This is a genomic window from Luteibacter sp. dw_328, assembly GCF_018449605.1.
GTDB lineage: Bacteria > Pseudomonadota > Gammaproteobacteria > Xanthomonadales > Rhodanobacteraceae > Luteibacter.
Genome location: NZ_JAAVUW010000007.1, coordinates 213,676 through 226,165 on the forward strand (window position 1 = coordinate 213,676; position 12,490 = coordinate 226,165).

Below are 12,490 nucleotides of genomic sequence, written 5' to 3' on the forward strand. Positions count from 1 at the left end.
CGTTAGACCGTCAGGCCGTCAGGCGTCCCGCAATAATCGATTGCCTCGGTCGTGCGATCCAGTGTCCCGAAGGACCGGGCTGCTCATACGCGAGGTACTGTGCCAGATCGCCACCGTACACGTGAAGCGTGAGCGCCGTGTCATGCCGCGACAAATTGCGGCAGCGGTGTGCGTGGGCTTCGGCGGCTTCGAACCAGGTCGCATCGCCCGGGCCGAGCCAGGTCCGGCCGGTGCTGCGCAATGAATGGTCGGTGTCGTCCTTGTCGAACGATTCCACTTCCAGAGCACCCGCGATCATGGCTTCGAGACCCCAGAGTCCGCCGTGATCGTGCACCGGCGTGGCGTAGCCCGGCGGCCAGGCGAGGACCAGGATGCTGACACCCGGGCGGGCGCGCTCGGCGACCATCCAGCGTTCGAAGCCGCGGCGACGTTCGCGCAACGGCCCCAGTGCTTCGATGACATCGGCGCTGCGGCCATGCAGCACGCGGCCGATCTCCCGCCCCATGGAGGCGAGGTCGGGGTGCTCCACGTCCGAATGATCGAGCGCGATGTCCCGCAAGGTCTTGATGATGGAGGAGCGCTTACCCATGGCCCGAGGCCGTCCACATGAAATCAACTGGCGGGAAGTGGAGCATGGGCCCCGTTAAACACTCGTAACCCGGGACTTTCGAGAGTCGGTTTAAACTCTTTCCACACAGGCCGCATCGAACTGTCGGAACCGCCACCTGGCGGCTATCGACCCACGGAGAGTAAAGCCATGATCGTCCTCACCTCGCTCGTCGTCCTTGCCGTTGGTTTCTGGCTGGTCTTCGCGCTGCTCGGCGCCGTGCTGAAGCTGGTGTTCGGCATCATTGGCGGCGTTTTCAGCATCGTCGGCGGCATCCTGGGCGCCGTGATCGGCGGCGTGGCGATGCTGCTGGTAGCGCCTGTCGTCGCCCTGGCCCTGTTGCCCGTGCTTCTCCCGGTGGCCTTACTGGCCTTCATCGTCTGGGCCATTGCGCGGTCGTCGCGCCGCCCGGACGTGGTCGTGATGCCCGCTACCCACCGCTGAGTGAAACGCCCCGGCCTAGCCGGGGCGTTTCGTTGCCGCGCCTTAGATACTTCTGAGGTCGAAGGTGACCGGGATACGCGCCCAGGCCTGGACCGTGTGTCCATTTGCCTGCGCCGGCTGGAAGCGCCACCTGGCCAGGACCTGATCGCGAGCGGCGCGGTCGAGCAGATCGTGCCCGCTGCTGGATTCGATGACGACATCCAGCGGCTTACCGGTCTCGTCCACAAGCACGCGTAGCGTCACCGTGCCCTGCATGTGGCCGCGAATGGCCTGGGCGGGGTACTTCGGCGCGGGTGCGGCGACGTAGGCCAGCGTGGCCTCGACCGGTCCGGCCTGGACGGAGGGCGGGGCGATCGTATCGACCGCCGGTGCGGGCGGCACCATCGGTGCCGAGCCTTCGTCGCTGGCGACGGGCGGTGCGACGACCGGCGGTGCTTCGACCTGCTTCTGCACGTGGGTAATGACGGGTGCCTTGGTCGGCAGGCGCTCGAGCTCGATCGGCGGGGGCGGTTTCACCGGCGGAGGGGGTTCGACGAACTGGAGAACGAATGCCTTGGGCAACGCCGGCGCGTCGACCATGTGCGCGACCATGGGTCGCATGACGGCAATGAGCGCAGCGGCATTCAGTGCAATGGCTGCACTCATGGCGACGATGCGGACGGTATCCGGGTGAACCCCGGCCAGGGATTGCGGACGAGCGAACGACATGAGCCACCTCCTGCAACGTGGGGGAAGGTAAGGCATGGTCGGGAACACGGCCGGTGGGGACCGGCGGGGATCGTGTTCAGGTCCGGTTGCAGAGTAGGCAGGCTTCGAAGGAACTTGCAAGAGGGCCGTCTAGACGGCTCAGTAGGTAACTGTGGGAGCCGCTTCAGCGGCGATGCTCTTCCGGGGTCGCCTCAGTGCGCAACCAGCATCGGCACATCGGACTGCATGAACAGGAATCGGGTGGTCCCGCCCAAGACCATCTCCGACAACCGCGACCGCCCCCAGGCGCCCATGACGATGAGATCGGCCCCCTCCTGATGCGCGAGGTCGAGCAGCGCCGGTCCCGGCGCTGGCTGGGCGGCAGCATCCAGCCGGCGCACCTCGGCCTTCACGCCATGGGTGTCGAGCCAGCCACAGATGTCGGTGTCGGGCAGGGCGCAGGTATCGAGATCTTCATCGCGGCTACCGTCGATGACGGTGACCCGGGCGGCCTTGCGCAGTAGCGGAAGCGACGAGCGCACGGCCAGCGCGGATTCGCGGCTTCCGCTCCAGGCCACCAGCACGTGTTCGCCCAGGGTCTCGACGGGTGCCGCCTCGGGTACCACGAGCACCCCGCGGCTGGCGCCGAAGACGGTGCGTGAGACGACACCGAAGCCGACCGGTGCATCGCCGCGCATGGTCGACGAGCGCTCCATGACCAGCATGTCGTAACCGGCGGAGGCATGGCACAGGAGGGTGACGGTGTCGCCATTGCCCACTCGCCAGTTGCCCTTGAGGCCCCGCGACTCGAGCAGTGCCGTCCAGTCCGCACCGACCGCCTTGGCGTCGGTGGAGCGCTGCCGGACCGCATCCAGCTGCATCGGTACCGCTTCGGGAACCGTGAAGGCGGCGGCAGGCAGGTCCACCACGTGCATGCCGTCGAGTCTTGCGTCGATGCGCGTGGCGATGGCCAGCGCGGCACGCAGCCCTGCGCCTTGCGGAGGAAGACGACCGATGTGCACGAGCAGTTCGAGTGTCATGGCCCATGGAACAACGCGGGATGCATGCAGGTCAATGTCCGTGTCCGCGCCGTGGGTCCAATTGAGAGTGTTTCGCAACAACGCGTCGCATCGGTTACGCTCCGTTCTTTGTGTCGTCCGGAATTGCCATGGCCACCGAAAGCGTCCAACCGAGCTATCCCTTCGCCGAGGAAGTCGCCAGCAGCGTGATCCACGCCATTGGCCTCGTGTTGAGCATCGCCGGGCTGGCCGTCCTCGTTGCGTTCTCGGCGATGTATGGCGGCCAGCGCGCCGTGGTGGCCAGTTCGGTCTTCGGCAGCACGCTGGTCCTGCTCTACACCGCATCGACGCTGTACCACTCGATCCCCGGCGTCGCGGCCAAGCGCGTCCTACGCACGTTCGATCACATCGCGATCTTTCTGCTCATTGCCGGAACCTACACACCGTTCACGCTGCTTGCCCTGCCGGGCGCGTGGGGCTGGGGCCTCTTCGGCACGATCTGGAGCCTGGCGATCATCGGCAGCCTGGCCGAACTCGGCATCCTCAAGCGGTACCGCAAGGCCGCGGTGTTGATGTATGTGTTGATGGGCTGGGTCGCGGTGATCGCGATCGAGCCGCTGCGCGAGCACGTGGAAACGGGCGGCCTGCTTCTGCTCTTCGGCGGCGGCCTGGCTTACATGCTGGGCGTGCCTTTCTACCTGGCGCGGAAGCTGCCTTTCCATCACGCCATCTGGCATGTTTTCGTCCTGGCCGGAAGCGTCCTGCATTTCCTGGCGGTGTTGCTTTACGTCATCCCCGACGCGCCGGCGCGTTGACCACGGGCCGGCGCGTCGCCGGCTAGCCGCCTTTCTTTTCCTGTTCCGGAACGAAGCGTGTACGCACCGCTTCGGCCAGCAGGTCCGGCGGGAGCAGGCCCTGGGCGATCAGGAAATCGTTGAAGGCCTTGCGATCGAACTTCTTGCCCAGCCGGATCTGCGTTTCCGCGCGTAGTTGCAGAATGCGTGTGTAGCCGTAGAAGTAGGCCGTAGCCTGACCGGGGCTGTTCAGCGTGTAGCGATCGAGTTCCTGGCGTGCCAGGGGCTCGGACAGGCCCACGTCGTTGACGAGGATGTCGTGCGCGCGATCGCGATCGATCAACCCCAGGTTGAGCATCGGATCGAGGAAGGCGCGCGCCGCACGCAGCAAGCGGAACTGCAGCGCGACGAACTGACCTGCCGGCGGCTCGTACGGCATCATTTCCATTTCGGAATAGAGCGCCCAGCCTTCCACGTTCACGCTATTGAAGGCGAACAGGCTGCGCGTGAGCGACACGCCCTGCTCGACCATGGCGGCAAATTGCAGCTCGTGACCGGGCCGACCCTCGTGTGCCGTCAACGTCCACGCCGCGGCTTCGAAGGTGAAGTCGTCGTACATCTGCGTCTTCTCGCCACTGGTGGGCGGGTTACCCGTGGTGAGGACGAAGGTGCCACGTTGACCGGTGTTGCCGACAAAGGGCGGGGGATCCATGTGCGGCGCGGGCGTGCGCGCGTTCTCCGCTTCGGACGCAACACGCATGGCCATCTGCCGCTGCGGCAGCTCGACGATGCGTTGCTTGCGGATCGTGTCTTCAATCTTCAGCAGGACCTCGTGATAGGTGGGCTCCACCTTGTCCTTGGCGAGCTGCTTTTTCTTCAGCCCCTTGAGCACCTCGCGATAGTCGCCATTGGGTAGCCCCTCGGCCTTTGCGACGACGGGCGCGAGCGCCTGCAACGCATAGGTCGTTTCCATGAACTCCAGCTGCGCACGACCGATCAGGTCACGCGGCGCGATGTCAAGGCCGACCTGTTCGAGGTTGTAGGTATACAGCGGCTCGGGCAGGTGGAAGTCCGTGCGCGCGTGCGGTAGCACGGTCTTGGTTACCCAGGCGTTGTAATCCTTCAGTTGCTTGTCCAGCTTCGCCATGGCCTCCTCGCTGCCCGCGACTTTCTTCTCGGCGAAGAGTTTGCGGATGCCATCCACATAGCGCTGCGTGTTGCCGAGCTTCTGTTCCACGTCGGCCTTCACGGGCCCGAGCAACGCTTTATCGCCTATCTTCTCGTTGGTGCGCGCACGCGCCTCGTCGACCAGCGGCGTGCAACCGGGGGCCATGCCGACATAGCACTTCAGGCGGCCGAGGGCGGCCTGGTTTTGTTCCGGCGTGCTCTGTTGGTTGAGCAACGAGAACTCGCCACTGAAGACGATCTGGCCCGCGTCGTACCAGGGCAGCAGGTATTTGTCGTTGAGGTCGATGCCCTTGATGCTGCCGTCGATCTGCTTGAGCAGGATCTGCAGGTCCTGATGGACGTTGGGATCCTTTTCGTCCGCAAGGCGTTGCGCGTACTTCGCGCGCGCGGCGACGAGCGCCTCGCGCTGTCGCTTGTCGGCGTCGGGGCCCAGGTCTGCCGTTTTTTCATCGTAGCCCTTCACCCCGATATCGGTTGCCGTTTCCGGGCTGAAGCGTGCCGTGATGTCGAGCAGGGTCTGGGCGTCCGCGTTGCTGCGCGCGATCCAGTCGGCCGGCTTGGTGTCCTGCGCATGGGCGGCGCCGATGGTGAGCGTGATGGCGGCGGCGAGGGTCAGTCGTCGGAACATGGGTGTCTCCCCGTGATGATCCGCCGAGACTAGCCGCTGTGCCCGGGTCCGGCCAATGTGCCGAATGGCCGGTCAGCTGAAGAGGAGGGCGAGGCCGGCCATGCCGATCATCAGAAACGAAAGCACGACCTTGGCAACGACGCCAAGCAGCATGCCGAACCAGGTGCTGACGCCGACATGGGCCGAGCGAAGGATGCTCTTGCCCGACCACAGCTCGCCGATCACCGCCCCCGCGAAAGGGCCGATGAGAAGCCCGGGAAGACCGAAGAACATGCCGATGGTGGTTCCGATACCCGCGCCCCAGAGCGCACGCGGACTGGCGCCGATTTTCTTTGCACCGAGGGAACCGGAAATGAAATCCACCGCGATGCCGAGTACCGCGACCGCGCCGATCGCCACCAGCCATCCCCAGCCGAGGTGGTTGTACTCGTCGACCGCGGCGGCCAGCCAGATACCGCCGAAGATCATCGGGACACCGGGCAGGACGGGCAGGATGGCGCCCGCCAGGCCTCCGATGATCAGGACGGTGGCGAGCACGTAGAGGAAGAGGTCCATCAACGAAATGCCCCGCGATATTCTGGTTTCAGGTAGGCCGAAAAGGCGTCGCTGGGCACGTCCACGGCCTGCGGGCCGGCGGCGTACGAGGCCACCTGGTAGGGCGGGAAGATGAAGGTCAGGCCGTGCACCTTGTTGTCCGGCCCCGTCAGAAGGCTGAACACGCGAAAGTGATCCTTGCCCGGTTCCGTACCGGCATCGATCTGCTGACTGTCCGACGCAAGGGGCTCGTCCTGGTCGTCCAGGGCGGTAAGCAGCTGGCGGCGCGCCTCGGCGGCAAAAGCCTTCTCGGCGGCATGCGGATCGGCGAACAGTTCGCGAAGGCCGACGACACGACGGGCTTCGACATCGTAGGTGAAACTGTCCACGATGGCTGCCGGATGCGCCGCTCCGGTGAAGGCGGAGCCGTCGACCTGCACGTTGATGAAGCGGTCCGTACGCGAGGCGATCGCGATATCCAGGTTCAGGTCCCAGGGCAGCTCCCGCGCGCGTTCACGCGCGCCGGGGGCCTCCAGGCTGTCCATGAAGGCGCGTTTCTGCCGACCCACGTAGCGCTCGATGGTCGCGCGCAGCGGCTCGGCCTTCGGAGGCAGGTCGGGAAGGGACAATTCCATCGTATACAGGCCCTCCTGGCCGGATTCGGTATCCTTGTCGACGCTCGCCCGTGCGGGCGGCGGCGAGTCCCCGCCGTTCGTCCGGTCCGTTCCGCCGCGGCAGGCTGCAAGGCCGACCGTGGCAAAGACCAGCGACAGGATGTGTCGCACCAGCATGTCGGCAATTCCTCCCTGCAAGGCTCGCATCTTAGCGTAGCCCTCCCGCAGCGCAGGAAGCGTCAACGAACCGAAGGAAAAGCGTGCACGACGCGACGACAGAAACCGTCACCCTCCTCAAAGCCGACGAGCTCGGCCGCATCGAGCGTGTCGAGCGCCATGGCGTGCTGTTGATTCGTCGCGACATTGCCGCGGCGCGCTGGTGGGCGCGCGGGTTTGCCCGCCGGGCCGCTGCGCGTGAAGCGCGCGCGCTGGGCCGTCTCGACGGCATGGATGGTGTTCCGCGACTGCTGGCGTGGAACGGGCGCGTGCTCGAGCGCAGCTACATGGCTGGCGAACCGATGCAGGTGGGAAAACCGCTGGATCCGGCGTATTACCGTGACGCCCTGCGCCTGCTCGCGAGGCTGCACCGGCGCGGCATCGTTCATAACGACCTGGCCAAGGAACCGAACTGGCTGGTTCGCGAAGACGGCTCGCCTGGCCTGGTGGACTTCCAGATAGCGTGGACCCGCGGCCGCCGTGGCCGCCTGTTCCGCCTGCTGGCGCGAGAAGACCTGCGCCACCTGCTCAAGCACAAACGAACCTATGCGCCAGACCGTCTTTCCGCCCGGCAGCGGGCGATCCTCTCGGCGCCAGCGCCCCACTCACGGCTCTGGCGCGCCACCGGGAAACGCCTCTACAAGCTCATCGCACGGCGCATCTTCGGCTACTGGGACAACGAGGGCCAGGGCCGCATCCGCCGCTGATCGGGCCATGTAGATCAGGCCATGTAGATCGGGCCATGCAGATCAGGCCATGTAGATCAGGTCATGTAGATCAGGCCATGTGGGAGCCGCTTCAGCGGCGATCCCGCGGCAGCGGGCCAGCTTACTTCTCCACAAACGCCCGCTCGATCACATAGTCCCCCGGCTCCCGCGTACGCGGCGACGCCTGAAAACCCTCGCCGTCCAGCAGCACGCAGATATCGTCCAGCATCGAAGGACTGCCGCAGAGCATCACGCGGTCTTCGGCAGGATTGATCTGCGGCAGGCCAAGACTCCGTGCCATCTCGCCATCGGCAATCGCATCCGTGATGCGACCCCGGTTGCGGAACTCTTCACGCGTGACCGTGGGGTAGTAGAGGAGCTTCTCGCGCACCAGTGGGCCCAGATACTCGTGCTCGGGCAGCACCTTCTCGATGTATTCCGAGTAAGCCAGGTCGTTCACGTGGCGAACGCCGTGCGCGAGCACGATGGTGTCGAAGCGCTCGTAGGTTTCCGGGTCGCGGATGATCGAGAGGAAGGGCGCCAGGCCCGTGCCCGTGCCCAACAGGTACAGCCGCTTGCCCGGCTTGAGGTCGTTCAGGACCAGCGTGCCGGTGGGCTTGCGGCTGACGATGATCGGGTCGCCGGGCTTCAGGTGCTGCAGCCGGGAGGTTAACGGGCCGTCCTGCACCTTGATGCTGAAGAATTCCAGGTGCTCTTCGTAATGCGCACTGGCGATCGAGTACGCCCGCATCAGCGGGCGGCCTTCCACTTCCAGGCCGATCATCACGAAATGCCCGCTTTCGAAGCGAAAACCGGGATCGCGTGTGGTGCGGAAGCTGAAAAGCGTGTCGTTCCAGTGGTGCACGTCGATGACGTGCTCGGTCGCCAATGCCACCATGGTCTGTTCGAACCTCGAAGTCGTAGTGACGGAACCGCCGCACCGTGCGCGGAAGCCGGGGATCAGCTGGGGAAGCGGCCCTCGGGGCCGCGCTGCCTCGCGCGTCGTTCTGTCAAGGATAATCCATATCCTCGGGGGGACCCAACCTTTAAGATGCAAATCCCCGCTGGAACAAGGTGCTACCGATGACGAAGCCCGACTACGCCGAGGGCCAGGTCTGGACCTACGACCACCGCCCCGGTGAGGAAGGCTCGCGCGTTGTCATCCGAAAGGTGGGCATCGAGCCGGACGACGGGGAGGTGTTCCACATCTCCATCCTCGGCGTGAAGCTGCGCAACCACCGGGTGCCGGGCGGCGCCCAGCCTGCGATGCACCACGCGGCGGTGCTGCGCACCACGCTGGACAAGAGCCTGCGCGAGCTGACCACGGCATCCGACGAGGATAGGGCCTGGGAGAGTGGCTACGCTGTCTGGCGCCAGGCCTATGACAATGGCGATGCGGGGGTCTTCGAGCTCAGCGTGGCGGAGATCCTTGGTTACATCGAAATGGTGGTGGCTGCTTCGGGTGAGGTTCGCTAGCTCGCGCCGAAAAGGCGCACGGCGTCCCCGCTCCGTTGGCTTTTCGCCGCTGAAGCGGCTCCCACATTTCCTTTCAAAAAAAGAGCGCCCGACTTCGGAAACCGGCTGGGGAGGAGCCGGTTTCCGAAGGGGGCGCAAGAGTTACACAGGGATGTAAAAGGGTTTCAGCGTTCTTAGAAGTCGTATGACACAGCCAGGCGCGCGTAACGCGGGTCCTGGGTGATCAGTGCAACGCCGTAGATCGGATGCGGCGTACCCGGCGAGCTGTACTCGGTCGGGTAACGGAACGTCGCACGCTGCTCGTTCAGCACGTTGAACACATTCGCAGAGAACGCCAGCTTCGACGCCGCCCACTCCGGACGGTACGTGACGCCGAGATCCAGCTGGAAGGTCCAGGGCAGACGACCCGCGGAACCCGGAGGCGACGGCTTGCCATCGCACGAGTGGTACGAGCTGCCGTAGTGCGCCGGATCCGGGTCGGTGACGCCGTCGCCATAGTAGCCGAGGCAATTCTGCGGGCCGCCACTGGCGGCCGTGAAGTTGCCTGACGCCTGCCACTCAGGAGCGATCTGCCAGTAGCCGTAGGCCTTGAACACATGGGGATGGTCGTTGCCGAGCTCGCCATTGGAATTGGCCATGACGTACTGGTTGTCCCAGTCGACGCTGCCGGCGGCACCGTTCTGACGCGTATCGGTGCGTGACTGGCCTTCGGTATCGCCGTACGAGCGCGAGAACACATAGTCGAACTTGCCGTACCAGACGCCGTCGAACTCATGCGTCATGTAAAGCTCCGCAGCGTAGTAGCGACGCTTCGGCTTCGGCATCCCCATCTCTTCACGGCTGAGCGGCACTTCCTGCGCATTCCCGCTCTTATCGAGAATGGTGAAGGTGTTGGCCTGTCCGCCGTTCACCAGGTAGCAGCTGTTGGTCGAACCCACGGAATAGCCGAGCGCAGCAGCCTTGTCGGTTACCAGGCCAATATCGCAGAAGTCGTCGATGACCGAGTTCAGCTTGCGGACCGTCAGCTTGGCGCCGTAAGTCCAGTTCTCGGTGAGCGTCTTGTCGAAGCCTACGATGTACTCGTCCTGGTTCTCGGCCTTCAGGCCCTTGCCGGCAACCGTGCGCGGGTCGGGAGCAATACCGTACGAGTTGTTGCCGGATACGACATTGCTGAACTGCGTGAGACCCGTCGGCGCACCGGTCACCGGGTCGATGCCGGAGTACGTGAAGTACTGCTGGGTTGCCGTGTAGCCAGCGGCAGCGCCGGTAGCGGGGTTGAGGGGCAGGCCGAGGTAATAACGGCCCGCGTTGGCGTAGACCTTGAAGCTGCCGTCACCGTTGACGTCCCACGCGGCACCCAGGCGCGGAGCCCACTGTGGTGAGGTCTGCTTGATGAAGGCCTCGCCATTCTGGTTGTAGTCGGTGAACTGGTCGTTGCGCAGGCCAATGGAGACCAGCCAGCGATCGCTGACCTGCCATTTGTCTTCGATGTACTGCGCCTTCTGGTCGGAGCGCACGTTCACCGCGTTCGCGACGACGGCCTTGTTCACCCAGTAACCGCTCTGGCCATTCGGGAACAGGGCCGGCGCCGGCACGAAGTTCTGGCCCGGTGTGTTGTCGATGGCGACGGTTGGGTCCTTCTGCACGCCATACGTCCAGGTATAGCCCGGACCGGGGCTGTTGGTGCCGAAGTCCAGGATCTGCGACTTCACGTTGTCGATACCGACGGAGATCGTGTGATCGCCGGCGGTGTAGGCGACATCGAAACGCAGGTTGTTGGTCTTGTTGCCACGGCCCGGCAAGCTGATGTCAGCGACCTGGCTGTTCTGGATGGGCTTGCCACCGTTCAGCGCGGGATTCTGCTGAGTCGAGCTATCCACGCGTGCGAGGGTCGGGTCGTAATCGCCGGCCTGGTCGTAGTTCTTGCTCGACATCTTGCCGTAGGTAGCGCTCACGGTGAGATTGTCGGTGATGTAGCCGGTGTACTTGGCCACCCACAGGTCGCCGCCGGTCTTCGTATTGTCTACCGGACCGATGGTCGTCGTGCGCGCAAGGTTCGCGTAATCGTATTTGTAACGCGTACCCGAGCCCTCGCGCTTGTCGCCGACGCTGGTGAGTTCGAGGATGTTGCTGTCGGTGATGTTCCAGTCGAGCTTGCTGTACCAGCGCGGGTTCTTGTAAGTGTTGTCAGACGCGGGCGTGGTGTTGCCGACTTCGTTGACGTTGCGCTGGCTCTCCTTCTCGAATTCGCCGGCGACGAAGAAGAACAACTTGTCCTTGATCAGCGGGCCACCGGCGTAAATGCTGGTGGTCGTGGTCCACTGCGTGTCCTGGCTCTTCGGCTGGTACATGTCACCTGCCGGGGCCGAGGCAGGCGTGTTGGTGTAATGCAGGTTCGGGCCCGAGGCACGCGCCCACTCCGGCTCCCAGAGCACCTGAGCGCCGAAGTGCCATTCGTTCGTACCGCGCTTGCCGACCTGGCTGATCACGCCACCGTCGGAACGGCCGTACTGGGCGCTGTAGCCGCCCGTGTAAGCCTCCTGTTGGTCGATCGCGCCATAGGGCAGCTGCAGGCCACCCATGGCATTGAGCGGATCGGTGGTGTTGAAACCGTTGATGTAGTACGCGTTCTCATTGGCGGCGGCACCGCCGAAGCTGACGACCGAATTACCGTTGTCGCTCTTGAAGCCGCCGCCGTTGTTGACGACGCCAGGAGCGAGCTGCGCGATGGCTTCCGCGCTGCGACCCAAGGGCAGCTTGGCGAGCTGCTCGGAGGTGATGACAGTGCGCGAGTCGACCGAGGTGACGTCGATGCTCGGCAGGACGGTACCGCTTACGGTCACGCCAGCGAGGCTGGTCGCGTCGGTTTGCGTCGCGGAACCTTGTGCCGCCGGCGCATTGAAGGAGACATCGGTGCTGGCGCCGACGCGAAGCGTGACGTCCTTGCGTGAATCGGCAACGGCGCCGTCACGCATGAGGGTCACCGTATAGGTGCCCAGCGGGAGCTGGTTGGCGGCGTAGCGGCCGCGTGCGTCCACGGCGAACTCGCGGCGGAAGCCTGTCCCGCTTTCGACCACGACGGTCTCATTGCCGCCGGTCGGAACGCTGCCGTTGAGGCTGCCGGTAGTGGACTGCGCATAGACGCTCGAAACGCCGCCCAGGCAGGTACATACCGCCAGTGCGAGTGCGCTCCTGCGAAAAAGAAACTGGTTTTTCATGCCTTCCCCGAAATGTTTGCCCCGAAATGACGGCAGCACGGGACCGCGGCGACGGGCCCCCGCCTATCGCCGTGAACGGAGCCCCGAAGACCCCTCCCCGCACTCCATCGCTGAAACGTTCATTTGTCTCGATCCAAATGAACTGGTCTGACGGTTTACAGCAGGCGCCTCGAGATGTCCAGAGCTTCGAACGGGCGTTTGGATGGCCGTCCAGCCGTCTAAATGGAATGGCGCGGCGCAGCAGAAAACGGTGTAACTATGGGTATTTGGGTGGTTTTTTGTACTTACAGGGCATGGCATGGAACCAAGGCGGGGCGGCTCTTCGAGGCCCGTAAAGAAAACCGAAAAAAACCGGTGG

Annotated in this window: 12 protein-coding genes; 4 read left to right on the forward strand and 8 right to left on the reverse strand. The window is 64.6% G+C overall.

All coding sequences use genetic code 11. The annotated features are described in order from the left end of the window. Nucleotides 1-10: 10 nt before the first annotated feature. Nucleotides 11-589: a cysteine dioxygenase family protein gene (locus HB634_RS17795; protein ID WP_063572039.1), complete on the reverse strand. Its 579-nt coding sequence runs from the start codon at nt 587-589 to the stop codon at nt 11-13. A gap of 168 nt (nt 590-757) precedes the next feature. Between HB634_RS17795 and HB634_RS17800 the strand changes: the two genes are divergently transcribed. Further along, complete coding sequence (locus HB634_RS17800; RefSeq protein WP_218625542.1) at nt 758-1,051, forward strand: hypothetical protein; 294 nt, start codon at nt 758-760, stop codon at nt 1,049-1,051. A 42-nt stretch (nt 1,052-1,093) separates the two neighbouring features. Here HB634_RS17800 and HB634_RS17805 read toward each other — a convergent pair whose 3' ends face one another. After that, nucleotides 1,094-1,759: an energy transducer TonB gene (locus HB634_RS17805; RefSeq protein ID WP_213949562.1), complete on the reverse strand. Its 666-nt coding sequence runs from the start codon at nt 1,757-1,759 to the stop codon at nt 1,094-1,096. Between the two features lie 191 nt (nt 1,760-1,950). Then, the gene (locus HB634_RS17810) at nt 1,951-2,778 is read right to left on the reverse strand and encodes a universal stress protein (RefSeq protein ID WP_063572042.1); all 828 of its coding nucleotides are present in this window, start codon (nt 2,776-2,778) and stop codon (nt 1,951-1,953) included. Nucleotides 2,779-2,906: 128 nt separating this feature from the next. On the opposite strand from HB634_RS17810, the gene HB634_RS17815 reads away from it, so the two are divergent. Then, the gene (locus tag HB634_RS17815; RefSeq protein WP_197478296.1) at nt 2,907-3,572 is read left to right on the forward strand and encodes a hemolysin III family protein; all 666 of its coding nucleotides are present in this window, start codon (nt 2,907-2,909) and stop codon (nt 3,570-3,572) included. 22 nt (nt 3,573-3,594) lie between these two features. Here HB634_RS17815 and HB634_RS17820 read toward each other — a convergent pair whose 3' ends face one another. From HB634_RS17820 to HB634_RS17830, 3 genes are all read right to left on the reverse strand, one after another. Beyond that, entirely contained in the window at nt 3,595-5,367 is a 1,773-nt protein-coding gene (locus HB634_RS17820; RefSeq protein WP_063572043.1) for a DUF885 domain-containing protein, read from the reverse strand. 72 nt (nt 5,368-5,439) lie between these two features. Then, nucleotides 5,440-5,922: a DUF456 domain-containing protein gene (locus HB634_RS17825; protein WP_213949563.1), complete on the reverse strand. Its 483-nt coding sequence runs from the start codon at nt 5,920-5,922 to the stop codon at nt 5,440-5,442. Then, nucleotides 5,922-6,692 (reverse strand): DUF3298 and DUF4163 domain-containing protein, encoded by a 771-nt coding sequence (locus HB634_RS17830; protein WP_213949564.1) that lies wholly within the window; start codon nt 6,690-6,692, stop codon nt 5,922-5,924. Before HB634_RS17830 ends, HB634_RS17825 begins: the two co-directional genes overlap by 1 nt. 83 nt (nt 6,693-6,775) lie before the next feature. Here HB634_RS17830 and HB634_RS17835 point away from each other — a divergent pair, with 83 nt between their 5' ends. Beyond that, nucleotides 6,776-7,438, forward strand: coding sequence for a serine/threonine protein kinase (locus tag HB634_RS17835; protein WP_213949565.1), 663 nt, complete (start codon nt 6,776-6,778; stop codon nt 7,436-7,438). 121 nt (nt 7,439-7,559) lie between these two features. Here the strand turns inward: HB634_RS17835 and HB634_RS17840 are convergent, their stop codons facing one another. Continuing rightward, nucleotides 7,560-8,336: a ferredoxin--NADP reductase gene (locus HB634_RS17840; RefSeq protein ID WP_213949566.1), complete on the reverse strand. Its 777-nt coding sequence runs from the start codon at nt 8,334-8,336 to the stop codon at nt 7,560-7,562. Nucleotides 8,337-8,521: 185 nt separating this feature from the next. Here HB634_RS17840 and HB634_RS17845 point away from each other — a divergent pair, with 185 nt between their 5' ends. Further along, nucleotides 8,522-8,914: a hypothetical protein gene (locus HB634_RS17845; protein WP_063573013.1), complete on the forward strand. Its 393-nt coding sequence runs from the start codon at nt 8,522-8,524 to the stop codon at nt 8,912-8,914. A 173-nt stretch (nt 8,915-9,087) separates the two neighbouring features. Here the strand turns inward: HB634_RS17845 and HB634_RS17850 are convergent, their stop codons facing one another. Continuing rightward, nucleotides 9,088-12,132, reverse strand: coding sequence for a TonB-dependent receptor (locus HB634_RS17850; protein ID WP_213949567.1), 3,045 nt, complete (start codon nt 12,130-12,132; stop codon nt 9,088-9,090). Between the last annotated feature and the right edge of the window lie 358 nt (nt 12,133-12,490).